The organism is Spirosoma liriopis (assembly GCF_023196085.1).
Taxonomy (GTDB): domain Bacteria; phylum Bacteroidota; class Bacteroidia; order Cytophagales; family Spirosomataceae; genus Spirosoma; species Spirosoma oryzicola.
The window spans coordinates 55,476-81,701 of the sequence record NZ_JALPRF010000013.1; the positions used below are offsets into that span (position 1 = coordinate 55,476).

The window sequence follows — 26,226 nt, forward strand, 5'->3', positions numbered from 1 at the left end:
CATTAAGCGTGAAAAAATATGAAAAATAAACGACAGTTGCGTGAGCAGGTCTCTAAAATCATGCAAATTGGTCTCTTTCAGTTCATTATAGCCGTCGTATTTGCGGGTATGTCCCTGGCGCACGATAGTAAAGGACAAGAACTACTTGATCGACGAATTAACATTACGTGCACCAACCAGAGTGTTGAAAGCGTGCTGGAACAGATAGAAAAAACTGCTCAGGTACGTTTTCTGTACAGCTCCGAGCTGATTCGGGCCGACCGACGGGTAAGCTTTTCGATGCGGAACCAAACGCTGGCTACGATCCTCGACAATCTGCTGAAACCCCTTCAGATCAATTACGAAGTATCGAGTCAGCAAATTATTTTGAAGCGTGCGGTAGCCGCAACAACACCCGAGCAACGCCCAAACGTCGAACGGGCCGCCCTCTCCGTATCCGGGAAAGTAACCAGTGATGCGGGCGAAGCGCTGCCCGGTGTAAGCGTTGTTATCAAAGGAACTACGACCGGAACCGTTACCGATGTTAACGGCAACTTCACGCTGACTGTCCCCGACAACAACGCGGTGCTAGTTTTCAGCTTCGTCGGGTTCGTCGGGCAAGAGGTTCCGGTTAATAACCGAACCACGCTCAACGTAACGTTGGCAACAGATGTCAAATCGCTTTCTGAAGTGGTCGTAGTCGGTTACGGTACCCAGCGTCGGCAGGAGCTAACCACCGCCGTTACGTCGGTAAACAGCCAGTCCATCGAGCGGCAGCCCGTTGCGGGTTTCGATCAGGCGCTTCAGGGTCAGGCTCCCGGTATTCAGGTGACCTCCCCTACCGGTGCGCCGGGCGCGGGTATCAACGTCAGGATTCGGGGCAATAACTCCGTCAGTCTGACCAACTCGCCCCTGTACGTGATCGACGGCGTACCCGTTCTTCCAACCTACGACCGCGAGCTCGGTGTCGGCAACCAGCGCCCAAATCCGCTGAACACGATCAACCCAAGCGATATTGAGTCGATTGACGTGCTGAAAGACGGAGCCGCTGCGGCCATTTACGGACTGCGCGCGTCGAACGGGGTTGTCGTCATCACGACCAAGCGGGGTAAAACCGGCAAGGCGCAGGTCAATTTCAGCGCCTATTACGGTATCCAGCAGCTTCGCAAAAAATTGCCCATGCTGAACTCGCGTCAGTTTGCCGAGTATTATAACGATGCCCAAACCGCAGCCGGTCAGTCGCCTTCGTTTGCCAACCTGGATTCGCTGCCGTACAACACCGACTGGCAGGATGCCGTCTATCGGCAGGCGGCTATCCGCAACTACCAGATCAGCCTGAGTGGTGGTACCGACAAAACGAAATATTACGTATCGGGTGGCTACTTCAAACAGGACGGTATTGCCCAGAACTCCGGCTTCGACCGGTACAGCTTCAAACTGAACCTGGATCAGCAGATGAGTACGCGTTTCCGATTGGGAACGAGCCTAAACCTGAGCCGGACGAACACCAACGGTAGCGTTCGTAGTGAATTAGGCGCTGGAAACTCCGGTACGGTCTTGGGCGCGCTGGCGCAGATACCGACCATTCCGATTCGCAACGCCGACGGCACCTACAGCATCAACCCGTTCCAGCAGTTCGACAACCCGGTGGGTAACCTGCTCGAAACGCGGAACAACGCGGTGATCTACCAGGTCATCGGCAACGCGTACGGCGAGTTCGACGTTTTGAAAAATCTGACATTCAGAAGCTCGCTGGGACTGGATTTCCGGTCGCAGATCGAAAACGAATTTATTTCCCGCAACTATCCGGGTACGCAGAATGCCAGCCCAGCCACGCGCGGTAGTGCCCGTACGGGAACCAACCAGCAGCTTATATGGCTGTGGGAAAATACGCTGACCTACGACCCAAACATCGGCGACAAGCACAACCTGACCTTACTGGCGGGACAGTCGGTACAGGCGTCGGATCGGTTTACGTCGGGCGCTTCGGTGACCGGTTTCCCGTCCAATGCCGTGCCGTATCTGTCGGCAGGAACGCAGTTTACGCGCCCATCAAGTTACCAGGACCAGTGGGGTTTGTTCAGCTTGTTTGCGCGGGCGATTTACAACTACGACGAACGGTATCTGGCTACGCTGAGCTTACGGGCCGATGGGTCGAGCCGGTTTGCGCCGAACAATCGCTTTGGCTATTTCCCGGCCTTATCGCTGGGCTGGCGCTTATCGCGTGAGCCATTCTTCCCGCAGGGCAAAGCCATCAATGACCTGAAAATTCGGGCTAGCTTCGGGGCTAACGGTAACCAGGAGATTGGTGCTTACGACCGGTTCAGCACCTATGGCTCAGGCTACAACTACGCCGGTACCAGCGGTATTTCGGGCGGTATTGCCCCTGATCGCATCGGCAACAACGCCCTGAGTTGGGAAACGACCTACCAATATAATGCAGGGATCGACGCGGGTTTCTTTAAAGATCGGCTGACGGTTACGCTCGACGCTTATCTAAAACAAACCCGGAACCTGCTGACCAGCGTACCCCTGCCGTTCAATGCCGGTGCCCAAAATCCGCAGACCATTCAGAATATCGGTACCGTTCAGAACAAAGGGTTTGAAATCGGTATCAACAGCACGAATATCCAGAGCGAAGGCAATGGCTTTACCTGGTCGAGCAACCTGAACTTCTCGCTGAACCGCAACCAGGTAATCGACATCGGTACGCTCCGCAACGAGCAGGGCCAGGAAGTAGACCGGACCATCATCGGCGATTACACGATTACGCAGAAAGGGGCTCCGCTGGGTGCTTTCTTCGGCTACCAGGTGCAGAGCATTTTCCAGACGACGGACGAAATTGCGAGTGCCGCTACGCAGCCGGGTCAGCCAAAACCGGGTGATATTCGCTTTGCGGATCTGAACGGCGACGGACGAATTGACGCCAATGACCGGACGATCATCGGTAATCCGAACCCGGATTTCATCGCTGGTTTCACGAACAACTTCTCGTACAAAGGATTCGAACTAAGCTTATTCTTCCAGGGTAGTTTCGGCAACGACATCTACAACCAGAACCGGGTAACCATCGAAGGCATGTCGGACCCGCTCAACCAGACAACGGCGGTGCTGAATCGCTGGACGCCAACGAATACCAATACAACTATTCCGCGGGCGGTTCGGTACGACCCCAACCAGAACAACCGATTCTCGACCCGCTTCATAGAAGATGGCACCTACGTTCGGCTGAAAAACCTGACGGTTGCGTACAATCTGCCCAATAAGTTTCTGCAACGGGCCAAAATCAGTGGCGTTCGGTTGTACGTGACGGGTCAGAACCTGCTCACGTTTACCAACTACAGTGGCTACGATCCAGAGGTGAGCGCCGACCCATTCTCGTCGGTTGGCTTCGGTCGGGACTTTGGTGTGTATCCGCAAGCGCGTACCTACACAGCTGGTCTTAATGTCACATTTTAATCCGTGACTGAGTGATTGGGCGACTGAACGAGTACCCATTATACCCTCATTCGCCCAATCACTCAGTCGCACTCTCATTAGTTCTATGAAACGTCTTATCATATTTTGCATTCCTTTTCTGCTGCTGGCGAGCTGTAATGTGCTGGACAAACAACCATTGCCCAGCATCACGCCCGAAAACTTTTTCACCAGTTCCGATGATGCCGAAGCGGCCCTGACAGCCGCTTATGATGCGCTGCAACAAGGCAGTCTTTACGGTCAGGATCTAAACGTGGTGGGCGAAATGCCGTCGGACAACGTCACCAGCAGCAACGGCGACGTAAACGCGCTGGAGCGCCTGATCTGGACACCCCAGACGGGTCAGGTAAGCGGTGTGTTTCAGAATTCGTACGTTGGTATCAACCGGGCCAACGCCGTACTGCGGTATGTACCGAACATCCAGATGGATCAAACGCGCCGAAATCAGATTATTGGCGAAGCGTATTTTTTACGCGCGCTGCATTATTTCAATCTGGTACGCATGTATGGGGGTGTTCCACTGCGGCTTGAACCAACCGAATCTGGTGAACCAGGCGTCGTTGCTCTTGCCCGCTCAACGGCTGAACAGGTGTACGCGCAGATCACGACCGATTTGCAACAGGCCGAACAACTAACGGCGACATCGTTTGGGAGTCAGACGGCAAACCGGACCCGGATCATCAAAACTGCCGTCAACGCCCTACAGACGCGCGTCTTCCTGACCCAGCGCCAATGGAACGATGCGGCTACCGCAGCCAATAGAGTGATCAGCAGCGGTCTGTACCAGTTGTCGCCAAGCTTCAATGCGCTGTTCCCGCCCGATAACAATACCGAGTCGATTGTTGAAGTACAATTTGCGGGTAATGCCGACGGTGGATTCATCCTACCCGACCTGGTACTGCCTTCGCCCCCGGCTACGTATTCGTTTCCGAAGTTTAACATCCCCACGACGGAGTTGCTTCAATACGCGGATACCCTGAACGATCTCCGCTGGAAGTTTACGGGCGAAGTAACGCAAGCCGGTCGCAACCACGCCAGTTTTGTGATGGCCACATCGGGCAACGCGAATGACAACGGTCCGTTTGTGTACAAGTGGCGGAGTAATCCAAACGCGTTCAACAGCCCCGACAATTACTACATACTGCGGCTGGCTGACGTGATGCTCATGTTTGCCGAAGCGTCGAACGAACAGAACGGCCCTAATCAGGAAGCGTTTACTCGCCTGAACGCGGTTCGGACTCGTGCGGGTCTACCTGCGCTCACGCAGGCGGATCTGGCGACAAAACAAGCGTTCCGCGATGAAGTAGACCGCCAGCGTCGGTTGGAACTGGCTTTCGAGGGCGAACGCTGGTTTGATCTGTTGCGCTACGCCCGTCAGACGCAAGCCGATGCCGGCGCTACGCACAAAGTAACGGCACTGGACATCATCCAACAGATTCGCGGTGCACGGGATGTCAACTACTTATTGTTCCCGATTCCGCAAAGCGAGATCAACAACAATCCGTTGATCCAGCAAAACCCTGGGTATTAGTGTAGTTTGCCGCTTCACGGGTTCGTAGACTCATACGCCGTATCTTGGAGATACGGCGTATGAGTCTACGAACCCGTGAAGCGTAGCTTCCAATAAAATTATTCCCCATGCATACACGTCATAAACAAAAAATCGTTGCGTTGACTTTCCTGACCTTGTTTGGGATTGGAAGCAGTTGTCAGCGGGGTTCGCTCAATCATACGTCGTCGGCGGGTGTCCAGTTCTGGCTGACCAATCCGGACCGGTCGGCCTTGTTTGCCAGGCAGCCCGGAACGCTTTCGTTTTCCAGCGCAACAAACCAGAATCCAACCATTGCTATTGACGCATCGCAGACGTTTCAGTCGATTGATGGGTTTGGCTACACGCTAACGGGCGGTAGTGCCATGCTGCTCAACCGTATGGACACAAAAGCCCGCGCGGCCTTGCTGAAAGAACTCTTCGCTACCGAAGGAAACAGCATCGGTGTGAGTTACCTACGCATCAGCATCGGCGCATCGGACCTGGACGACCGCGTTTTTTCGTACGACGATTTGCCCGAAGGTCAGACCGATGAGAAGCTGGAAAAGTTTTCGCTGAACCCGGATCGGACCCATCTGATTCCAATCTTGAAAGAGATTCTGGCCATAAATCCAGCCATCAAGATTCTGGGTTCGCCCTGGTCGCCACCAACCTGGATGAAAACCAATGCCAACTCAAAAGGGGGAAGTTTAAAGCCGGCGTATTACGATGCCTACGCGCAGTATTTCGTCAAATACATTCGGGGCATGAAGGAGGAAGGCATTCGCATTGATGCGATTACGATTCAGAACGAACCGCTGCATCCGGGCAATAACCCAAGTCTGTTGATGCTCCCACAGGACCAGGCGACGTTTATCAAGCAAAGTTTAGGACCTGCGTTTAAACAGGCGCGTATCGACACAAAAATCGTTCTGTACGATCACAACGCCGACCGGCCTGATTACCCCATCTCGATTCTGAACGATCCGGAAGCAAAGCAATACGTCGACGGCTCGGCCTTTCACCTCTACGCTGGACCCATCGAAGCTCTGACGGACGTACACAAAGCGCATCCGGACAAAAACCTGTACTTCACCGAGCAATGGATCGGTGCGCCCGGCAATCTGAAAGGTGATCTGGCCTGGCACGTCAAGACTCTCATCATTGGAGCGACCCGCAACTGGAGCCGTACCGTGCTGGAATGGAACCTGGCCGCTGATCCGAAACAGGAACCTCATACGATTGGTGGATGCACCCAATGCCTGGGCGCTATCACGCTGGACGGCAATGCCGTGACACGAAATCCGGCCTACTACAACGTAGCCGTAGCGTCAAAGTTTGTCAGGCCCGGCTCGGTACGCATTCAGTCAAACACGTCAGACGCTTTACCAAATGTAGCCTTTAAAACGCCCGATGGCCGAAAAGTCCTGATCGTACTTAATACAAAGGAGGTAACACAGGCGTTCAACGTCCGCGACAACGGCAAACTGGTTAGCACATCACTGCCAGCAGGATCGGTTGGAACCTACGTTTGGTGATTTCGTAATTCGTTCGACCGACAAAAACCCATATTCAGCGGATGAAATCAGGCACTGGTCAACTTTAATTTCGACCAGCAACGAATGCGGGGCAATTTTGAGCTTGCAATAAAACACGCGATGCACGAGCCGTGTTTCCTAATAGAGTCAAGTACAGAAGCGTAAGGGTCGACGCTCCGAAAACAATCGTTAACCCTTATGCTCAACGAGAATATAAATACGATGTTAACTACTAGAAAATATGCGATCCGGCTTTTAGTTGATAACAAACAGGTTCTAGTCAAATCAGTAGGTGGGAACTTGTTTCACTCTAAATACTGGGAATTCTGGGGCGAGTACGACGAGACAGGCCGGTTAATCGGGCATCCGGTTCGGTCGCTGGTACCGAACCACACAGCCGATGAGCAGACCGACGAAAAGATTTCTTTACCCATCAACGGGGTGGCCCTCGACGTAGCGGAAATTGTCAGTCAACAACTTAATAGTACGGCTTACGTCGAAGCGGCCATTCGAGAAAAGTTTGCCCGTGAGCAGAACATGGTTAACTAAGGAATACACCTGCTTCGTTTTAGATAATACAAAGAAAATTTTCTCGAAAAAGCTGCCTGAGCGCTAAAATCTTGGGCGGCTTTTCTTTTTTTATTCTATTAGGCATCAATTATTACACAATAATTCAAATTGGCAGTAGAGTCTACTGTGTACTTTATAAAGAACTTTTGACAGACGAATAATTTATCAAATGTATGCTCGCATACTATCAACCGGGCAAACAATCGTATAAACGGCTCATTTTAAGCCCCGTTATCTATATTACTGGATAAAGAATCGGTTGTACAATTTACTTTTTTGCAGAAGAATCAGAGGCACTTTTTGAACTTTACCAATATTAACAAACTATTCAGGTGCATTGGTTAGTTATCTACCTGAACGAAGAATGCTCAACATTCTTTCGATTTATTAGTTGATTATTAAGAATTTATCCTGACTATGAACTCATCATACGCACTAAAACATAAAAGTACAGCAAAGGCTACGTGGATATCGATTTGTACTTTTTCTCGTTTATTCCTGTTAGGCTTTGTTCAGCATAATACCGCAGTTTTTGAGGGTTTAGCGCGCATGCTTACTCCCTTTGGTGGTAATCTGCTACCTTGCCCCCAACGAACGTTTTCATCCCGCAATTAATCGGCTAATTCTTTCTGATTTCTCAAGGCGATTTCTAATGACTAGTTGAGACAATTCTCGAATTGCTAGCCCGTTAGACGCCCGTAGCTTTCCACCTGTATGTCCCATTCGTATTGCTGACTAACTATACAGGTTTACTACTGGAAAGCATTCAGCGCTTATTGTACAACGCAAAACAAAATTGACTAGTTAGGAGACTTACGGCGACGTTCATAGTCTAATCTATAGCTAGTGCTTTTGTTGTGCACTGATCCTATCATCATGAACCGATATTCTGTTCTATATCTGCTTGAAAAGCAGTACCATGCCTTTTACTGTTCTACACAGTCAGAAGCCATGTCTGCATTAGCACTTTTGTCCGATGAGGACGGCCATACGCCACTTGGCATTTACGACGCCAAAACGGAATTGTTTGACTGGGAACCAACCAGACAGAACCAGTACGCTCAGGCGAGTATTGAAGAACAGGGAAAACTGGGCAACCAGATAATCCAGATTGCTCAAGGACTGCGTCAGCAGGACGAAATGGGTCAAACGCAAACGAGCCCCATTCCGCAACTTGTCCATGCAAAAGCGGCCTAGCTGACACGTTTGGATAGGCTCTTGCGCATTTGTTACACTCATCAACCACGCTAAAATAGCTCTGATCATGTTTACACTACCTCAGCCCGTTCTGATGGAAGGCACGTCAGCTATCACCAGCTCTACTTATAATCTGACTCAACTAAGCGCCGGTATGGTGCATATCGGTGTCGGTACGATTATTCATAAACACCCGGCTTATTACACGGCTAAGTTTATGAATTTAGCCAACCAGTCTAACTGGGGAATTCGCGTTATCAGCCTGCTTCCCGCTGATAGGCTCGAAAAATTATCGATAATAAACGAAAGCGGATCCCTCATCGACGTTATAACGGCCAGTACTCAGCCGGAGGAAGCCCTTTCCTCTTTAGCCGATCCAGCAGTCAAAATCGTTGCCCTTTCACTAACGGAAGACGGAGAAAAGTGGGGTGTTCAGGGTATAGTCGATACTGACCAAACCTTGTTAGCTTTTGATTTTTTAACCAAAGCATTAGCCCGAAGACGCGAGCAGTTGGGCGATCCGTTGACTATTCTATCGTGCGACGATTTACCACGCAATGGTGATGCGACCCGAAAAGCGTTGCTGTCAGTTGTCAACGACAAAGACGCGGATTTAGCCAGTTGGATCGAACGGCATGTCACGTTTCCTAATTCAGTAGCGGACTCAGTAACGTCTATTCCAGCAATGGAAGACGATCTCAGCGACGAACGCACTGCCACGAGGGCCGAGTATTGGGAGGAATTGACCAGCTGGGTTATTGAAGACAAGTTCGGCTCAGGCCGACCGGACTGGGAAATTGCCGGAGTCACGTTTGTCGACGACAGCACTCCCTACGAAGCTCTGCAACAACGCTTTCAAAACGCGTCCTACAGTTTGCTGGCTTATCCTGCTTTTCTGGCTGGCTACCGAACCGTTCACGAGGCCATGAGCGACAGCGTGTTCAGCAATTACGTCAACGTCTTTATCAACCGCCTTGTCAGCCCGCTGGTTACTGCACCCGGAAGCATTGATCTTACTGACTACAAGACTAAGTTACTCCGACGTTTGTCTAGCGCGGCTGTGAACATTCCTTTATCGCGATTGTGCGCCGACGGAGCGTCTAAACTACCGGCGTTTATTCTGCCGACGCTCGCAGAATTGGTAAAACAGGAAAAACCGACGTACTGCCTTGCGTTTTTATTAGCTACTTACGGGCACTACCTTTCGGCAACAACCGACGACAAGGACGAAGAGTACGAAATCAATGAGATCTGTTTGAGCGAGGATGATTGGTACAAGATCGAGGACTCGGACGTTCTAGCCTTTCTGGACAGTTCACCTTTTGCTTCGGCTAACCTACGAACGATTCCACATTTTGCGGCAGCTTACAAATTATACCGCAAGCAGATAGCCATTTACGGTGTTGCGTTCACACTCCGCCAAACGATGTGTACGTTACTAGAACTACACTAAATTGTCACATCTCGCCGATGTTCATAGTAAAGCAACGCTTTTTGTGAACATCGGCGGGAATAGGCAAACCCACCTACGACGTGTTGCATCGCTCATAAACCGTTCGGTTCAACGAAGTTGTGCTGCCAGCGTCCCGGAGTGGCATTGCCTTTGTTTCGCGGTGGGAGCCACTCCCGAGTTCCATCGTGCGTTCTCCTATCCTCCCCGATCTCACTTTCCTTTTCCCGTTTTCAGGGACGACTAAAGGTCATCTGATCGTTAGTCCCCAGCGTCCTAACTCTCCCTTATAAGCTTCGAATAATCAATGGAATTGAGTAACCTGCTGCTGGATACTCAGACTTATTTCCACTCTACTATGCCTGAAAGCTCGGTGACCGTTAAATCAAGAATTTGCCGACCAGAAAATAGGATAATTACAATATAAATTTAATAAAATCAAGCAGTTATCTGAAAAACTCAACTATTACTGCACAATTCTACTTACTCTACCACACAACATCACAAGCAAAAGCAAGTTTTATTTATATGAATTACTGTACGTATCACTCATAAAGTGGGCCACGTCTGTAATGCTAGTTTGTTTTATCTGTTCATCTTTTAAACCACTCAACTTATGTTTCAATTCATTCGCGCGGGCTTTCGACAGAGTTCGCTTCTGCTTTTATTCGCAGCTGGTCCCTTCTTTTTTAGCTGCACAAAAGAAACGCCTGCCCCAGCGCCCGGAACTGGCACCACAAATCCTGGATCAGGCACAGTCACGACGCCAGGCACCGGTACCGCTACCACGCCGGGTACGGGTACGGCAACAACGCCAGGCACGGGCACCGCTACAACACCCGGAACAACCGTCGTTGCTTCTGTGACGTATATTGCGCAGAAAGACAATCTTAATCTGTTAGAAGCAGCTATTTTACGAGCTGGACTAACTTCTGAATTTAACAAGGAGAACGCTACCATTTTTGCGCCATCGGATGAGGCCTTTAAGGCCGCCGGTTATGCCAACGAGGCAGCTATTCAGGCAGCACCAGCCGCTGATTTACAGCGTATCTTGCGGTATCACCTCGTAAACTCCCGTATTGACCAGTCCTCTATTCCAACCGGTGTTAATACCGTTTATCAGACCGCCCTTGCTGACAATACAATCTCCGTCTACAAAGTCAGTAACAGCGACATTAGCGTCAACCAGGCAAAAATTATTCAGGGTGACAATCCAACGGTTGGTAGCGTAGTACATATTATCAACCAGGTGCTTACACCAGCAACAGTCAATGTTGTTACGCTAGCAAAAAATAATGCGAATTTATCGTTCCTGGCAGCGGCCATTGATCGGGCGGGCGCCAGTGTGCAGGATGTTTTGAACAAAAACACCCAGAACGGTTATACGATTTTCGCGCCGACCAACGACGCATTCAAGGCAGCAGGTTACGCCGACGAAGCGGCTATTAAGGCAGCAGATCAGCAGAAACTGGCTAGTCTCTTACTGTATCACGTGCTGAACTACCGGGCTTATGCACAAACCTTCCAGAACGGTGCCGATATTGTCACCGCTCAGGGCGGTAGCGTTCGGGTTAACGTCAGCAATGGTAAAGTTACCCTAACAGGCAAAGGCAATGGTAGTAATGCCGCTACGGTCACGCAGGCCGATCAGGTAGCATCTAACGGTATCATCGTGCATGTTATCGACCGCGTACTGTTGAGTCAGTAACCGACAAACCAATTACTAGTAACAAAAAACGCCGGGTGTCATGCCCGGCGTTTTTCATTTGTGATCATCCCGTTATACTCCTGGATACCCTGGGTTCTGCGGACGCAGGTTAGGGTTGTTTAGCATCTCCTGTCTACCTATTGGAAATAAAAGATGCTTTTCCTGTAAAGCTTGTTTAGAACTCTGGTTAACGTGACCAACAAAGTTATCGAAGCCGTTGGTCGTTTCGTTGTACACTTTCCGCAAACGAACCATGTCAAACCAAGTAATTTGCTCATAGCACAGTTCATGCCAACGCTCCCTCCATACAGCCTCTCGGAAACTAGCCTGCGTATACGTCCCAAGCGCGGGTGTTGTCAGCTGCGCTCGGTCGCGGATGCGTTTGAACGAATCATAAGCAGCTTGCGTTGGGCCACCCACTTCGTTCTGCGCTTCAGCATACATCAATAACACTTCAGCATACCGGATCTGTGGTACGTTGAGGTTATTGTTACGGGTTGCTGTAGCACCAGGGGTACCGTTAGCAGTTCGGTTGAAATGCTTGAAGATATAAGGAGCATTCAAATCGAACTGAGCTCCAGTTCCATTGGTGTAGTACGTCGTATAGAAGTAACCAACCTGATCCTTCGCCCTCAAATCACCCGCTTCGTACGATTTATAAAATGCAGGAGTCGGCACTGTACTTCCTGTACCACCTGGACCATTGTACGTAACCGGCTTAAAGTTCGGGTACATATTATCCATTGGATTGCTAGCTACCAACGTATTATACTGAAGCATATAGATGTGCTCCAATCGGTTCTTGGTGCTTTCTTTATGTACATCTTCGTAGGTCGAAAACAAGTTGATTGTGCTCGGATTCGCATTAGCGTACGTGATTACTTCCAACGATTTATCTGCCGCTAGCTTATAGTATGCTGCTCCTTTGTTTAGCGGTTGCCCGGCCATAGTCAGGTACACGCGAGCCAGCTGAGATTTTACGGCTGCCAAATTGACCCGACCGCTCACGTCCATCCAGGCCAGACCAGCCGCTTCAGCAGCCGTCAGATCCTCAATAATCAGTTTGTAGACATCCTCCTGTGATGACCGCTTTGGCTGAAAGTCCTCTGAATTTATCGTTTGTGGTTTCGTAACCAGTGGGATATCACCCCATAGCCGGACCGCCGTAAAATAGGCTGTTGCCCGTAAAAATCGCGCTTCGCCCAAAATTTTAGTTTTCTGTGCGGCATCCATTGGGGTTATGCCCGGCACCTTGTCGATTGTCTGGTTAGCTTGCGCAATAACCCGATACAGACCATTCCAGTAGTTGACAACATGCGCCGTATTGCCATCATAGACCAAACCATAGAGATTGTTCAGATCCGAGTTTTGGGCGGTTTCGGTCGTCGATGTTCCCGTGACGGCTTCAAGCAACTGCCAGTTTGACGAAAAAATACCGGCTCCATTGCCGAAGAAACGAAGGTTATCGTACACGGCTGCCAGAGCCGCTTCAGCGTGGTCGGGAATGGTGTAAAAATTGTCGGGCGTTAGGTTGGACGGTGCTTTCTCGACCAGAAAATCAGAGCAACCTACTGGTCCCAGCAGTACGATTGCTCCGCTGACTACCATTTTGCCCACTTGTTTGAGAACAGTATACTTCATTGTGAAAGTCGTTTGAATACGATTGCTGTCGTTTAGGTTAAAGACCGATTTGCAGACCGAGCATGTACGTAGTTGGCTTTGGATAGTTGTGCCAGATTTGGCCTTGAGAGAAGGCACTGTTGTTATCGTTAACTCCCTGGTTGGTTGGCGTTACTTCAGGATCACCAATAATTGGATCTTGAACCAACAGGAAGAAGTTCTGTGCAGTAGCATACAACCGGAGACGGTTCAGCTTGAGTCGGTTAGTCAGCTCTGCAGGAAATGTATAACCGAACAACAGATTTTTACCGCGCAGGAAGGAACCATCTTTGATCCAGTGGCTATCGACGTTGGTTACGTAGCCCGCCCGCGTATCGCGAATTTCAGCGATCGGCGTGTTCTGGTTCGTCGGTGTCCATGCATTCAGTACGCTTGAATAGCTATTAGCCAGCGCTTGCCGGTCTTCACTAGCGTGCAGGTTCATCAGCATAACATCGTTACCGTACATGAACTGCAATTCAAGCGTTGCATCGAAATTTTTGTAACGGAAACTGTTGGTCAGTGCTCCCCACCCTTTCGGGCTACCGTTACCAATGATGCTCCGGTCGGCATCGGTGATTGCTTTGTCGCCGTTTACGTCAAGGTATTTAATGTCACCCGGTAGGATCGTCAGACCGTTCCGGTAGCTAGTAAACTTAGCCGCTTCTTCACGCTCTGCTTCGCTCCAGGTACCCAGCCGAGTCAGTCCCCAGAATGAGCCAACCGATTCCCCAACCCGAATGATGTTGGTCTGATTCGTAAAGTTTGGTCCACCCACGCCAAAAATATCCGATGGTGTAGCTAGAGAGAGCACTTTGTTTCGGTTGAACGATATATTGAAGGTCGTGTTCCATTGGAAACCTCCCCGGTCGATGTTGACGGTATTCAAACCGAGTTCGAAGCCTTGGTTCTGCATCGATCCTACGTTCCGACGAATGGTAGCGTAGCCGCTGGTACGTGGTACTGGCGCATCCAGCAACATATCGGTCGTTTTCCTGTAGTAATAATCAGCTTCCAAGGAGATTCGTCCTTTTAACAAGCCTATTTCAAGACCAACATCAGTCTGGGCAGTTTTTTCCCAGCGAAGATCAGGGTTAGCTAGCCGGTCGATACCTGTTCCGCCGTATTTAGCGTCATTGTAAACTGTAGAATAGTTCGAACTAAGCAGCGCCAGCGATGTATAAGGTGGAATTTCGGAGTTACCTGTTAGTCCATAGCTAGTGCGTAGTTTTACATTGGAAAAGACCGGATTACCTTTCAGGAAGTTTTCTTCCGAAACACGCCAGGCCAGAGCCGCCGACGGGAAGAACGCAAACTTGTGGTTTTCCCCGAACTTAGACGAACCATCGGCCCGGCCGGTAAAGGTTACCAGATACTTATCTTTCAGATTATAATTGATTCGTCCGAAGTAAGAATTAAATGAATTTCGATCAGCAAATGAAGTCACAGTAGGAAGTGTACTACCGGCACCCAGGTTGTTGTAGGTGAAGTAATCGGTAGCAAAGTTCCGTATGCTGGCTCCCATACCAAATCGGTCCGTTGCCTGCCACGAAATACCCAATAAAGCCGTGATCGAATTGTTAGGATTGATCTGCTTATTATAGGTCAGGTAATTTTCCAGCGACCAGAATGTAGTCCGGTTGTTATTTGCATTAGCCGTTCCGTTAGCACTAATATCCAGTGTACGGGTCTGTGATTGAAGAACTTCCTGAGTTTGAACGTTGGCTCCCAGTACCGTTCTCATCTCTAACCCTTTGGCAATTGCAATATTCGTGTATAAACTTCCGATGGTTGTCTGAGTGTTCAGAACGTATTTACGATCCATCAGACGGTGCACCGAACTCATTGACCCTTCGGCGTATGGATAATCCCTGTTTTCGGCGTATTTACCGTCCGAATATTTCACGGGCAGGAACGGAAAATCCTCGACAATCTGGCGGGCTACCGCATCATTAATATCGACGAGGTTTTCAGTTTGGTTATTATAGCTCAGCGTACCGCCAATCTTTAACCATTTCTTTACTTGATCATCAATCGTAAACCGCCCCGAATACCGTTTTAGATACGATGTTTTAATAAGACCCTGATCGTCCCGGTAGCCAACCGACAAGGCATATTGCGTACGTTCATTACCACCACTGAATCCTAGCTGGTGACTCTGGGAAAGTTTGTTTTGCGATGATTCCTTGAACCAGTCCGTGTCATATAACGGATTGAGATTCGCATCGAAAACGCCAGGGTGCGCTTTACTAAAGTCAGCTCTTCTGACCTTAGGATCTAAGTAAGACCATTTACCAGCGGCCCAGCCGACTGGATCGTACTTAGCCATGTTTGCATAGGCCAGATCTTCAGTCGCAAGATACTCACGCGCGTTCAACACTTTTGGTTTATTAGGGCCAATAGTGTTTACACTGAACGTACCGTCGTAAGTAACGCGACCTTCACCCGATTTACCTTTACGGGTCTGCACGAGAATAACACCATTGGCTCCTCGGGCACCGTAAATGGCGGTAGACGAAGCATCTTTTAGTACTTCAACCGAAACGATGTCACTAGGGTTAATGTAGTCAATTGGACTACTGAACTGATCGCCCGTTGTTTGTGGAAGCATTACACCGTCGACAACGTAAAGCGGGTTATTGGAAGAATTGATCGAGCTAAACCCTCGAATGCGGATAGTAGTCCTCCCACCTGGGCGTCCCGAGTTATTATTGACCTGGACACCAGGCATCCGTCCCGACAGCGCCTGATTCAGCGAGGGAGCAGGACGCTCCATCAGTTGAGCTTCTTTAACCCCAGCGACGGCACCAGTCAAATCTGACTTTTTGGCCGTACCATAACCGATAACCACAATCTCATCGAGTACTTTGTTGTCGGCCTTGAGCGATACATCGATAACGCCCTGGGCTCCTACGCGTACTTCCTGGGGCAAATACCCCACGAATGAAAACACCAACGTCGCATCACCGTTCGGTACATCGAGTTTATACCGACCATCCGAATCTGTGACCGTACCGCGCTGACTTCCTTTTACAACGATACTGACCCCCGGTAACGACGCGTTCGTTTCGTCCGTTACCCGACCCGATATCGTTCTGTCGACGTAATTGGTTGCCAGATGAACCGTAAGATTGCCAGACAAGGTCTCCCAGCTTGGAGCCGGTGCAGCGTAGGCAAGCGAAGTCCCGAATAAGAAAAGGAAACTTTGTGTGGAGGACAGCCTCAACATCCTCACAAGCGGGGCCTGCGGGCGTAAAAGTTTTTGCATGAAGTTTCTAGGGCGCCGAGACGACCCGTTTAGGTTCAACAATAGAGGAAATAAAGAATTGTCAGACTCTGGCGTAAGAAATACTTAAGGCGGCCGAACTACTCATCGATAATTAAAATTTTTTAATAAATTTCTAAGTGCGTTTTAATAAACCCAAAAATTTATAGATAATCTATTGTATTACAGATATTTACCTTTTAAGCCTATTTATAGATTTTAGTAGCCAAAATTAGCTCTATCCAATTCGATCTACCCATATACTAATTATTAACAAACCCTGCTCGTTACGAAGCGCATAGGCAGGAACGCTCGATTCCGAATAATGCCTACAACTAATTATTGCCGGAAGAACACCACTAGGATTAACCCTAGTAAGGCTTAGTCATGGGTATTGGTCGAACGGTTTTAGTACAAAGTCAGCGTTCAGTTAGTCAATAACCGATACGATTACGTAATTGTCGTGCCGGGTGATACCGTATAGAACCTGTTTTGACCTGATGCTCCGGTCAATCGCAAATGCCTGCCCCTCGCTGGTGGTCGGTATTGTTTTTACGTATTGCAGGGTATACCCACGCTCCGGTAGCTTGAGAACGTATAGTTCAGGTTTATCGTGGCCCGTGCAGTAGATGAATCCGCCTTTCCCCCACGCTCCGCCAGAGGTACTCTTTGGCAAAAATGCCTGCAATACAACAGGCGGAAACGTCCAGGCCTCCACCTGCTGCCAGCTTTTGGTAAATTTCACCAGGGTAGTCCAGCGGTTGTCACGTCCTTCGGCAGAGGCTTTGTCCGAATAGTTGGCGAAAGCAACCCACCAGTGTCCCTGATGAAAGTCGGCCCAGGTAACTGATCCGGGAAAAAGGCCAAAACTATGCGTACCAATATGCCGGAGCGTACGGGTGTCGAAAATTTCGAGCGAGCTTGCCATAGGCACGTCCGGATAATTGGAATGCGTACAATACAGCTTCTTCCCGATAACCACACCGCTGTTCATGTGCTTTAGCAGCCCCGTTGTATCTTGCCAGACGGCCACTTGCTTACCACTCGATTTGAGGTGTTTCGTTAGCGAATGGTTGTTGACGACGTAGAAATAAGACGCATCGACGGCAACGCCCTGCTGAACCTGGGCCAGCTGAAAACGCTGTAGCTCTTTTGCCCGCTGTCCATAGGAAGGCAATCTAATCAGCAGGAGTAGCCCGAAAATGATATTCGTTATTGATTGTGTCAGCCGCATCGTTCTGTATTCTCTACTAGTTGTCAAAACAGGCAATACATCTCCGTGAATCGCCGGATTGTAGATACCCGTTCTTTCAGGTACCGTGGTCCGAAGAAGCTATTGGACCAATCGTCAACGTTTTCGTACGCAAAGCCAAGGTAAAAAATCCAGAACATAATACCGAAGAACGGAACCGCAGCCAGTTCCTCATCAGACAGTGTACGCACTTGCCGATAACCCTCGATAAATACCGCGAACTGCCGATTTCCTTCTTCCTTCGTTATTTTTCCGGTAATGGTATGAAAGAAAAAATGAACCAGGAACGACGCCAGATCATTAGCCAGATACCCCTTGCCAGCGAAATCGAAATCAAACAAAGTAAACGCATTACCATCAAAATGGAAGTTCTTTGGCAAGTAGTCGTAGTGGCAATAACCATAACCAAAGTTATCCGTATCGAACGATGCCATTTTTTCCCTGACCTGATCAGCCAGCGCTAACAGATATGTGTAGCCCTCCAGATTATCGGCAAAGGCTGGCTTAAGGAGTTCGAGCGGTCGTGTGAGCGTGGTATCCATGTCGTACGCTTTTCGCTCGTACGATAAGTCGATTCGGGCCGTAATGTTGTGGTTAAAGGCCATCTCTCTCCCTACTACCCGCAGTTGCTCGTCTGTTAGATCATAGACATTATATCCATGGGCAAACGTAAACAGGACACCATGCCGAGTTCCCTCCGCAGCGTTGAACACCTGAATCTGCTCACCCCGCATGTCTCGAATTGGATAAGCCACTTTTGCCCCTTGCTCCTTCAGAATGTTAAGCAGCTCTACTTCGCCCTTTATTTCGTTCAGGCTCCGGTGAGCATCCCGATATACCTTGAAGATGTACTTTTCGACGGGGCTTTCCAGCACATAGGTATCGCTGACTCCGTGCAGCAGAAACCGACAACGAAGCTCATCAAATCCGTAGCGTTCTGCAATACGATCTCGCAAAGCCAACGCGGACAAAGTCGAATATTGGGTAGGAAAGATAGTCATAGGTGAAGGCTTTATGGATGGTGATTACAACGCAAAAAGGGCTGTGCGAACACAGCCCTGAATAAACGATCTTCTCTCCGTTATAAAAGTACCGGCTGTCCCGTCCGCACGGACTCATCGCAGGCGAACGCAATTTGCAGGCTGTTGACAGCGTCCTGCATGTGGTCAGTCAGGTCAATGTTTTCCTGGATTGCTTTCAGGAAATAGCGCTGTTCACGGTTGCAAAGCTCCTGGTGGTCAGGTTCATCCTGCATATCAATCCAGGTATCTTCTTCCACAAACTGATCTGACGCATTGAGCGCGGCCCGGTGAACGCGTAACGATTCGGTTTTTGTGTGCGAATCGACATTGTCTGATTTACCAGCACTTCCGGCATTTTTGGCGACGATAGAAACGCAGCCGTTGGGTCCAATAACGTCTTTCACAAAAAACGCAGTTTCGCTCATCATCGGCCCCCAGCCTGCTTCGTACCAGCCCACAGAACCATCTTCAAAGCGGATCTGTAACTGGCCGTAATTGTAATTGTCAGCGGGAATATCATTCGTCAGACGAGCACCGATGGCGTTTACCTGAACCGGTTTCGACCGCGTCATCTGGCACATTACGTCTATGTAATGAACGCCACAATCGACAATCGGGCTAAGGCTTTTCATCAGATTGCGGTGCACGGTCCACATTGTGCCGTGGCTTTGCTGGTTCAGGTTCATGCGCATTACCAGCGGCTTACCCATCTCGCGGGCTACTTCCACGAATTTCTCCCAGGAAGGATGATGCCGCAGAATATAGCCGACTACAAGCTTCTTCCCCGCTTTGTCGGCGGCTGCAATTACCCGCTTAGCGCCCTCTACAGTGTCGGCAACCGGCTTTTCGATAAAGACGTGGCAGCCTTTTTCGAATGCCTGTATCGCGAACGCTTCGTGCGTATCAGGATAGGTTGAAATGCAGACGGCATCGGGTTGGGTTTCGGCCAGTGCTGTTGTATAATCATCGAATAAAGGATACCCTCCGCCCAGTCGTTCGTTAAGAACTACCTTACTGTTTCCAGTCGATACGATTCCGCAGATATCGAAACCATCCAACGTTTTAAAAGCAATCGCGTGCGACGAGCCCATGTTGCCGCAGCCGACCACAAGAACTCGCAGTGAATTTGTTGAAAGAGACATGAACGTGACGTTGAAGGGTAAGTTAATATTAAGGACACCGATGAAGTAAGTCGGCCTTTTCTTCGGCAAAGAAACGCAAAAGTTACCAGCCAAGCCGCAAAAATAATACTTCACCCGAGCGGACACCAGCCGTTTCGTACGACATAGCCATCTATCCCGTATTTTTGTCCATTATGGAGGTAAGTAACGTAGTACCTGATCCACGTCAGCCCTTGACATTGCTGTATCAGACCGTGGATTTGGTAGCGATCAATAAGCCACATGGACTACTGGTCCACCGATCGCCGATAGCCAGTGACGCCAGCGAATTTGCGGTTCAGCTTCTCCGCGACCAGTTAGGCCAGCGCGTATATCCCGTGCATCGTTTGGACCGTAAAACGGGCGGTGTACTGCTTTTTGCGCTGACAGAAGCCATGAATTCGGTTATGCAGCAGCAATTTGCCGAGGGAACTGTTGACAAAACGTATCTGGCTATCGTGCGGGGTTACACCGATGATGAACAAGTTATTGACTATCCACTACGACGAGATGACGGTGTGGTTCAGGACGCGGTGACGGCACTGAAAACATTACAACGCGCAGAGATTCCGCTACCCTTCGGCAAGCACGCTACTTCCCGCTATTCGCTGGTCGAGCTTAAACCGACGACGGGACGTATGCATCAACTGCGTAAACACATGGCGCATATCCTCCACCCAATCATCGGCGACCGTCCCCACGGTTGTAACAAACAGAACAAACTTTTTCTGGATCAATTTGCCATGAACACCATGTTGCTACACGCTAGCCGTATCCAGTTTACGCATCCGCAAACAGGCGAACCGATTGTCATTACGGCTCCCGTACAGGCCGAGTTTAGTCGAATGTTGACCACCTTATTCTCCGGATACGATTCAGCTATTTTGCAGGTGTAAGCGCTATCGTTATCAGCAACCGAACGACGATACTATGGGTTAACTGGCTTCGTCATAGGTTATTGCGGTTATTTCCATTTTGTTGATTCCTCGGATCGCGGGCAGCGAAACGGTGTCTCCCACATGCTTTCCCAGCAATGCCCGCGCAATCGGTGCCGTAAAAGCGATTCTGCCTAGACTAGCGTTTGCTTCATCAACGCCAACAATTGTCAACTGACGATCAGTAGGAACAGGCGTTTCTGTCTGACTGTGCAGGCTGACAGTCGCCCCAAAGCGAATTTCGTTTTCCGGATGGTCGCGCGTATCGACAACTTTTGCACTGGCAATGCGCTGGTTAAGGTTAGCAATCCGGCCATTGAGCAACGCCAGTTGCCGGGTTCGCTCCGTTTCATCACTCTCGTTCGACTGAACATGTGCCCGTTCACTTTCCAGCGTCTCCAGTTCGGTGCGTAACAAAGCCAAACCGCGTGGCGTAACGTAGTTGATGGTACCCATTGGCAGCGGTGCCCGTGCCGGAATAACAACGGGATCGTCTGCACTCTCGTTTTTTAGAAAAGCCCTGCTCATGTTGATTACTGCTTATCTCAACATAACAGCGATAAACAACCATTAGTTGTCATCACGTTTGATCCGCTCTACGTGGCTTCCTCTATCTTTTCTCTACTTTCTTCTAAATCGTTCCCTTCGGGTTGCGGGATTTCCTCAATCACTTGTTCTTCTTCGGGTACGTAGGTTAGCGAAATAAACATCGGAAAGTGGTCAGATCCGCAGTTTGGCAGGCGCAGTATTTTCTGTAGCTGGAAATGATGCGACACAAACACATGATCCAAAGGCCAGCGTAGAAAGAAATACTTGGCGTGAAATGTATTGTATAACCCCCTACCGATTCGGGGATCCAGCAGACCGCTTATTCGCTGAAACAAGCGCGTTGTGTGCGACCAGGCCACGTCGTTCAAATCACCAGCCACAATAACAGGCCCTGTTTTTTTCCTGGCTTCCTTGCCAACCAGCAACAGCTCAGCGTCTCGTTCGGTTGACCGATAATGTTCAGTTGGGCTGGGCGGCATGGGATGAACCCCATAAAAGTTGATCAGCTCTCCTGAGGGCAGTTCAAGCTGAGCGTATACCGAAGGAATGTCGTCCTGAATCAAAAAGCGTAGTTCGTGGTGACGAATGGGAAAGCGTGAATACAACAGCATGCCATATGTATTCTCCAGCGGATGCATTATCCGGTGTGGAAAGTCAACCTCTATCGACGCTAATTCATCTTTCCATTTCTGATTCGCTTCCAGTATCAGCACAACATCAGGTTTATGCTTCTCGACCAACGTCCTGACTTTTGGTACTTGGGTGTTTTCCATGTAGACATTGGACACGAGCAGTCGAATCGTGTTGTCATCAAGTTCATCACCATCCTTTTTACCCGCATAGCGTACTACCTGCTTCCGGTAGAGGGGCGTAAACGGATAAATAAGCCATCCGTGATAGAGTAGCGCCAGTAGCAATCCAATCGGAATTAACACCCGATACCCGTCCATCAGATGATCGAGCCACAGCCAGCTTAACAAACCGGCAGCAGCCATGACGGTAAGCTGCAAATGCGGAAAATCCCACATCCGAATCCACCAGTAGTCGAGCCGTATAAGGTTAAGAAAGGAGGCTATTACAATAAAAATGGAGTAACCAAGCAGAACGTGGTCAACGGTAGACATAGTTAAAAGTGAATGGCTTGTAAGAACGACAACCCTGAACGGCCATTCGAAGTTTGAGTTCCTTATTCTGTAACTGATCGAAGAGCACTTAGAAAGGTAAGTATTGGTTTAAGACCAACGAGAGCAACGTGTAACTCAAAAGCCTGCACCAACCAATAGTGACCTGTTAGACAAAGTGCTAAAACGAACCAAAACACAGCTCAAGCAGGATAACATACGCTTAAAAAGCTATTCCTGACAATTCATATTTTTCTCACTTTCTGCCGAGTAAAGCACCCGCTACTTTTGTCCGCAAGTGAACGAGAGTTGTCCAGTTGCGGACAAAAGTAGCGGACAGTTTAACAGTTAACTACCTGACTGTCAATCACTCTCTCGATTGGCACGAGCTTTGGCTTATACATAATGAACGAGTAAACAACGAAAGACAACGAATTAACTCCAGAACATTAAACAACTACTACTATGCTATCATTCATGAGTAATCTGGCTATTTCTCTCTTCATGAGCGCTGCAACCTTAGCCAATCCAACAATACCAAAAGCTTTGTCCTTTGATGCCAGTGCTTTTGTTACCGTTAGCAATCACATTCGCGTATCAATTAATAAGACAGATGAGGTACCCGTTGTCGTGATGCTTCGTAATGCTGACAATCAGGTTATTTTCAACCAGAACATCAGCAAAAAAGAAACGAAGTATGCTGTAAAATTAAATGTCGAGCAACTGGCCGACGGTAAATACGAACTGGAGGTAAAATCAAGCGAGGGCAGCATCCGCAAGCAGTTAAACGTATCGACCCGCCCTACTGAAAAATCAAACCGAGTAATTGCTATGCAGTAACAACAAACATTCTGAACAAACAGAAAACCCGGTCTTAGCCGGGTTTTCTGTTTATAAAATATTCAAGTAATAAAACTACGATACGCCTTTAAATTCTTTGAACTCTTCCTGCTCAATGAATGGTTGGCTGCGCAACCGTTTGCCCGACGCTTTGTAGATAGCATTCGCGATGGCGGCTCCGGCGGGTGGTAACGATGGTTCGCCCAATCCTGTCGGTTCAATATCATTTTTTATAAAATGCACGTCAATTTCCGGAATTTCATTGAGCCGGATAAGCCGGTACTCATTGAAGTTTTTTTGATCGGGGACACCCTCTTTAAAGGTCATATTGCCGTACATAGCGTGCCCAATACCATCAACAATGCAACCACGCACTTGCTGCTGCGATCCGCTTTGGTTGATAACAATGCCACAATCAGCAGCCGAGTAAACTTTTTGCAAAACGGGCTTGCCTTTCTGCATCACCACCTCACCGACCTGGGCAACATACGAACGGTGTGAGAAATACACACTGAAACCCTGCGCCACTGGTTTACCATCGGCTCCTTTCTTTTTGCCCCATCCCGACTTTTCAGCAGCTAGTTCGATAACGCCTTTCATGCGGTCGATGTCGTATTTGATTGCCCCAGCCGGCTTTTGCTTCGCTTTATCGAGCAGCTCCAGCCGGAACTGTACAGGGTCCTTTCCGGCAGCCTGCGCCACTTCATCCAGGAACGACTGCTCAGCAAAAGCCAGAAAGTTGGTAATTGGCGCGCGCCAGGGACCGGTCGTAATCGGCGATTTATGATCTACACTATCGATCAACAGGTTGTCAACGGCACCCGACGGAAAATTATCTTCGCGCGTTGCGTTCCCCGCGTTGATACTCGCTCCCCGCAATTTATAACCGATCATGTTGCCTTGCCCATCGAGGGCAGCCTCAAAACGGTATCGCACAGCAGGACGGTAACTTCCACCACTCATATCATCTTCACGGGTCCAGATAACTTTGACCGGCGCATTTACGAGCTTCGACACCTGAACCGCTTCAATTACGTAGTCGGCCTTCAGGCGACGGCCAAATCCACCACCCATCCGCGTTAACTGAACGCTTACTTTATCAGGCGAAATGCCAAGCAGTTTGGCCGTTTCGTTGCGAGCTAACTCCGGCGTTTGCGTAGGCCCGACCAGCTCAACACCATCCGGACGAACATGCGCGAAAAAATTCATTGGCTCCAGTGGATTGTGGGGCAAAAATGGACATTGGTATTCAGCTTTGACAACCTTTGCCGCATTTTTGAATGCACTGTCTACATCACCATCCTTCCGACGAACGGTTGCGTTTGAATCGTCCAGCATCTGTTTAAGAATACGATTATGATCCGTAGTACTTTCCAGTGCTTCCGCTTTTTCCCATTCTATTTTCAGCGCATCTTTCGCCTTCTTCACCTGCCAGGTTGATTTACCAACGACAGCGACGTTGTTATCGAACGTCACTACATCGACAACACCCGACATTGCCTTGGCGGCTTTCGCATCCAGTGATTTCAACTTATAGCCAAAAGCGGGACGTTGCAGCATGGCAAACAACATACCCTCCTTATAAAAGTCTAAACCAAATAGCGGCTTACCAGTATTGATTTTCGGATTATCGACGTTCTTGATGGTCGAACCAATGAGTTTGAAATCCTTAGTATCTTTCAGCTTAACATCAGCCGGAACCGTTTGCTGAGCGGCATCTGTAGCTAATTCACCGTAGCTCAATCGACGATTACTAGCCGTATGGAGGACAAATCCGTTTTCGGTTGTGCATTCAGAGACGGGCACATTCCAGCGTTTGGAAGCGGCTTCCAGCAGCATTTGCCTGGCAGTCGCTCCCGCCTTGCGTAACCGCTGCCAGGAATGAGGAATAGAACCACTGCCACCCGCTACCTGACGTTCAAATTTTTTAGTGTCGAGAGGAGCTTGCTCTACAACCACTTTCTTCCAGTCAGCGTCCAATTCTTCGGCTACTACTATTGGGAAAGCCGTTTTAATCCCTTGTCCAACTTCGGGATTTGGCGAAAAGATAGTAATAATTCCCTGGGGGCTAATCGAAAGGTAGCTGTTAAACTCAACGCCTGAAACAGCAGTTGCTGTCGTATCAACAAGAGTAGATCCAGCAGCTTCGGACTCAGACCAGTTAAAGCCCAGCAACAAACCGCCACCAGCGGCTGTTGCGATCTTTAAAAAATTCCTACGATTTGGCTTTGAGAGGGTCTGCATGGCTATTTTGTTTTTGCAGGTTTAGGAGAGGAAGTCGAATCAGCTGCCAGCTTAACCGCTTCGCGAATACGATGATACGTACCACACCGGCAAAGGTTACCGGTCATCGTATCGTCAATTTGCGCCTGCGTTGGCTTTGGATTACGCTTTAATAACGCAGCTGCGGTCATGATCTGCCCCGCCTGACAATAACCACATTGCGGCACGTCAACTTCATCCCAGGCTTTCTGTACGGGGTGATCTCCTTTTACCGAAAGCCCCTCGATAGTCGTGACTTTTGCTTTGCCGACAGAAGATACAGGCAGTACACAAGAGCGAACTGCTTCACCGTCTAAATGCACAGTGCAGGCACCACACTGCGCGATTCCGCATCCATATTTCGTTCCAACAAGGCCAAAAGAATCGCGTAAAACCCACAAAAGGGGCGTATCAGAATCGACATCGGCCTGATAGCTGCGGCCGTTTACTTGCAGTTTGAAGATTGCCATTTCTTTACAGGGTTGACTCAAAGAACTAAGTTAAGAAAAAGGCTAAACTACTCTACTGAGTCAGTATAAAAGGCATAAAAAAAGCGAGTGAATAGTCTCCTATTCACTCGCTTTATATCATCAGGTGGCACCTTCCTACTCTCCCGCTTGTGACAGCAGTACCATCGGCAGTACGGGGCTTAACGGCTCTGTTCGAAATGGAAGAGGTGTTCACCCGCCTTAACCGCACCAACCTGTTGAACTC

Annotated in this window: 18 protein-coding genes and 1 rRNA gene; 9 read left to right on the plus strand and 10 right to left on the minus strand. The window is 49.2% G+C overall.

Annotated elements, in window-relative coordinates; genetic code table 11:
* Positions 1-18: 18 nt before the first annotated feature.
* From M0L20_RS29080 to M0L20_RS29110, 7 genes are all read left to right on the plus strand, one after another.
* Positions 19-3,438, plus strand: a complete 3,420-nt coding sequence (locus tag M0L20_RS29080; protein WP_232562076.1) for a TonB-dependent receptor — start codon at positions 19-21, stop codon at positions 3,436-3,438.
* Positions 3,439-3,523: 85 nt separating this feature from the next.
* A complete protein-coding gene (locus tag M0L20_RS29085) occupies positions 3,524-4,987 on the plus strand; it encodes a RagB/SusD family nutrient uptake outer membrane protein (RefSeq protein WP_248480771.1) in 1,464 nt (487 codons plus the stop codon).
* A gap of 107 nt (positions 4,988-5,094) precedes the next feature.
* Positions 5,095-6,522, plus strand: a complete 1,428-nt coding sequence (locus M0L20_RS29090) for a glycoside hydrolase family 30 protein (protein ID WP_248480773.1) — start codon at positions 5,095-5,097, stop codon at positions 6,520-6,522.
* Positions 6,523-6,822: 300 nt separating this feature from the next.
* The gene (locus M0L20_RS29095; RefSeq protein ID WP_248480775.1) at positions 6,823-7,071 is read left to right on the plus strand and encodes a hypothetical protein; all 249 of its coding nucleotides are present in this window, start codon (positions 6,823-6,825) and stop codon (positions 7,069-7,071) included.
* Between the two features lie 972 nt (positions 7,072-8,043).
* The gene (locus tag M0L20_RS29100) at positions 8,044-8,289 is read left to right on the plus strand and encodes a hypothetical protein (RefSeq protein WP_232562072.1); all 246 of its coding nucleotides are present in this window, start codon (positions 8,044-8,046) and stop codon (positions 8,287-8,289) included.
* Between the two features lie 67 nt (positions 8,290-8,356).
* Positions 8,357-9,742 carry a mannitol dehydrogenase family protein gene (locus tag M0L20_RS29105; protein WP_248480777.1) on the plus strand — a complete coding sequence of 462 codons (1,386 nt, stop codon included), beginning with the start codon at positions 8,357-8,359 and terminating at the stop codon, positions 9,740-9,742.
* 613 nt (positions 9,743-10,355) lie between these two features.
* Positions 10,356-11,447, plus strand: a complete 1,092-nt coding sequence (locus M0L20_RS29110) for a fasciclin domain-containing protein (protein WP_248480778.1) — start codon at positions 10,356-10,358, stop codon at positions 11,445-11,447.
* A 72-nt stretch (positions 11,448-11,519) separates the two neighbouring features.
* Here the strand turns inward: M0L20_RS29110 and M0L20_RS29115 are convergent, their stop codons facing one another.
* The 5 genes from M0L20_RS29115 to M0L20_RS29135 form a co-directional block, all read right to left on the minus strand.
* Positions 11,520-13,055, minus strand: a complete 1,536-nt coding sequence (locus M0L20_RS29115; protein WP_435531854.1) for a RagB/SusD family nutrient uptake outer membrane protein — start codon at positions 13,053-13,055, stop codon at positions 11,520-11,522.
* Positions 13,056-13,125: 70 nt separating this feature from the next.
* Positions 13,126-16,335: a SusC/RagA family TonB-linked outer membrane protein gene (locus M0L20_RS29120; protein ID WP_435531855.1), complete on the minus strand. Its 3,210-nt coding sequence runs from the start codon at positions 16,333-16,335 to the stop codon at positions 13,126-13,128.
* Positions 16,336-16,801: 466 nt separating this feature from the next.
* The gene (locus M0L20_RS29125) at positions 16,802-17,605 is read right to left on the minus strand and encodes a hypothetical protein (RefSeq protein ID WP_248480781.1); all 804 of its coding nucleotides are present in this window, start codon (positions 17,603-17,605) and stop codon (positions 16,802-16,804) included.
* 23 nt (positions 17,606-17,628) lie between these two features.
* Entirely contained in the window at positions 17,629-18,624 is a 996-nt protein-coding gene (locus tag M0L20_RS29130; protein ID WP_248480782.1) for a phosphotransferase enzyme family protein, read from the minus strand.
* 80 nt (positions 18,625-18,704) lie between these two features.
* Positions 18,705-19,787, minus strand: coding sequence for a Gfo/Idh/MocA family oxidoreductase (locus M0L20_RS29135; RefSeq protein ID WP_248480783.1), 1,083 nt, complete (start codon positions 19,785-19,787; stop codon positions 18,705-18,707).
* 173 nt (positions 19,788-19,960) lie between these two features.
* On the opposite strand from M0L20_RS29135, the gene M0L20_RS29140 reads away from it, so the two are divergent.
* A complete protein-coding gene (locus M0L20_RS29140; RefSeq protein ID WP_248480784.1) occupies positions 19,961-20,701 on the plus strand; it encodes a pseudouridine synthase in 741 nt (246 codons plus the stop codon).
* 39 nt (positions 20,702-20,740) lie between these two features.
* Here the strand turns inward: M0L20_RS29140 and M0L20_RS29145 are convergent, their stop codons facing one another.
* Together M0L20_RS29145 and M0L20_RS29150 are read right to left on the minus strand one after the other, a co-directional pair.
* A complete protein-coding gene (locus tag M0L20_RS29145) occupies positions 20,741-21,268 on the minus strand; it encodes a GreA/GreB family elongation factor (protein WP_248480785.1) in 528 nt (175 codons plus the stop codon).
* Positions 21,269-21,336: 68 nt separating this feature from the next.
* Positions 21,337-22,413 (minus strand): endonuclease/exonuclease/phosphatase family protein, encoded by a 1,077-nt coding sequence (locus M0L20_RS29150; protein WP_248480787.1) that lies wholly within the window; start codon positions 22,411-22,413, stop codon positions 21,337-21,339.
* A 462-nt stretch (positions 22,414-22,875) separates the two neighbouring features.
* Between M0L20_RS29150 and M0L20_RS29155 the strand changes: the two genes are divergently transcribed.
* Positions 22,876-23,250, plus strand: coding sequence for a T9SS type A sorting domain-containing protein (locus M0L20_RS29155; protein WP_248480789.1), 375 nt, complete (start codon positions 22,876-22,878; stop codon positions 23,248-23,250).
* 75 nt (positions 23,251-23,325) lie between these two features.
* Here M0L20_RS29155 and M0L20_RS29160 read toward each other — a convergent pair whose 3' ends face one another.
* The 3 genes from M0L20_RS29160 to rrf form a co-directional block, all read right to left on the minus strand.
* Positions 23,326-25,494, minus strand: coding sequence for a xanthine dehydrogenase family protein molybdopterin-binding subunit (locus tag M0L20_RS29160; protein WP_248480790.1), 2,169 nt, complete (start codon positions 25,492-25,494; stop codon positions 23,326-23,328).
* Between the two features lie 2 nt (positions 25,495-25,496).
* On the minus strand, positions 25,497-25,982 hold the full coding sequence (locus M0L20_RS29165) for a (2Fe-2S)-binding protein (protein ID WP_232562058.1): 486 nt from the start codon (positions 25,980-25,982) through the stop codon (positions 25,497-25,499).
* A 122-nt stretch (positions 25,983-26,104) separates the two neighbouring features.
* A 5S ribosomal RNA gene (gene rrf, locus M0L20_RS29170) occupies positions 26,105-26,215 on the minus strand.
* Positions 26,216-26,226: the final 11 nt, after the last annotated feature.

Excerpts from the sequence above, each read along its gene's own strand:
- M0L20_RS29155 (WP_248480789.1), top strand. The coding sequence starts at position 22,876 with ATGCTATCATTCATGAGTAATCTGGCTATTTCTCTCTTCATGAGCGCT.
- M0L20_RS29135 (WP_248480783.1), bottom strand. The coding sequence starts at position 19,787 with ATGTCTCTTTCAACAAATTCACTGCGAGTTCTTGTGGTCGGCTGCGGC.
- M0L20_RS29090 (WP_248480773.1), top strand. The coding sequence starts at position 5,095 with ATGCATACACGTCATAAACAAAAAATCGTTGCGTTGACTTTCCTGACC.
- M0L20_RS29110 (WP_248480778.1), top strand. The coding sequence starts at position 10,356 with ATGTTTCAATTCATTCGCGCGGGCTTTCGACAGAGTTCGCTTCTGCTT.
- M0L20_RS29165 (WP_232562058.1), bottom strand. The coding sequence starts at position 25,982 with ATGGCAATCTTCAAACTGCAAGTAAACGGCCGCAGCTATCAGGCCGAT.
- M0L20_RS29085 (WP_248480771.1), top strand. The coding sequence starts at position 3,524 with ATGAAACGTCTTATCATATTTTGCATTCCTTTTCTGCTGCTGGCGAGC.
- M0L20_RS29150 (WP_248480787.1), bottom strand. The coding sequence starts at position 22,413 with ATGTCTACCGTTGACCACGTTCTGCTTGGTTACTCCATTTTTATTGTA.
- M0L20_RS29160 (WP_248480790.1), bottom strand. The coding sequence starts at position 25,494 with ATGCAGACCCTCTCAAAGCCAAATCGTAGGAATTTTTTAAAGATCGCA.
- M0L20_RS29140 (WP_248480784.1), top strand. The coding sequence starts at position 19,961 with ATGGAGGTAAGTAACGTAGTACCTGATCCACGTCAGCCCTTGACATTG.
- M0L20_RS29115 (WP_435531854.1), bottom strand. The coding sequence starts at position 13,055 with ATGGTAGTCAGCGGAGCAATCGTACTGCTGGGACCAGTAGGTTGCTCT.
- M0L20_RS29100 (WP_232562072.1), top strand. The coding sequence starts at position 8,044 with ATGTCTGCATTAGCACTTTTGTCCGATGAGGACGGCCATACGCCACTT.
- M0L20_RS29120 (WP_435531855.1), bottom strand. The coding sequence starts at position 16,335 with ATGTTGAGGCTGTCCTCCACACAAAGTTTCCTTTTCTTATTCGGGACT.
- M0L20_RS29105 (WP_248480777.1), top strand. The coding sequence starts at position 8,357 with ATGTTTACACTACCTCAGCCCGTTCTGATGGAAGGCACGTCAGCTATC.
- M0L20_RS29130 (WP_248480782.1), bottom strand. The coding sequence starts at position 18,624 with ATGACTATCTTTCCTACCCAATATTCGACTTTGTCCGCGTTGGCTTTG.
- M0L20_RS29145 (WP_248480785.1), bottom strand. The coding sequence starts at position 21,268 with ATGAGCAGGGCTTTTCTAAAAAACGAGAGTGCAGACGATCCCGTTGTT.
- M0L20_RS29080 (WP_232562076.1), top strand. The coding sequence starts at position 19 with ATGAAAAATAAACGACAGTTGCGTGAGCAGGTCTCTAAAATCATGCAA.
- M0L20_RS29125 (WP_248480781.1), bottom strand. The coding sequence starts at position 17,605 with ATGCGGCTGACACAATCAATAACGAATATCATTTTCGGGCTACTCCTG.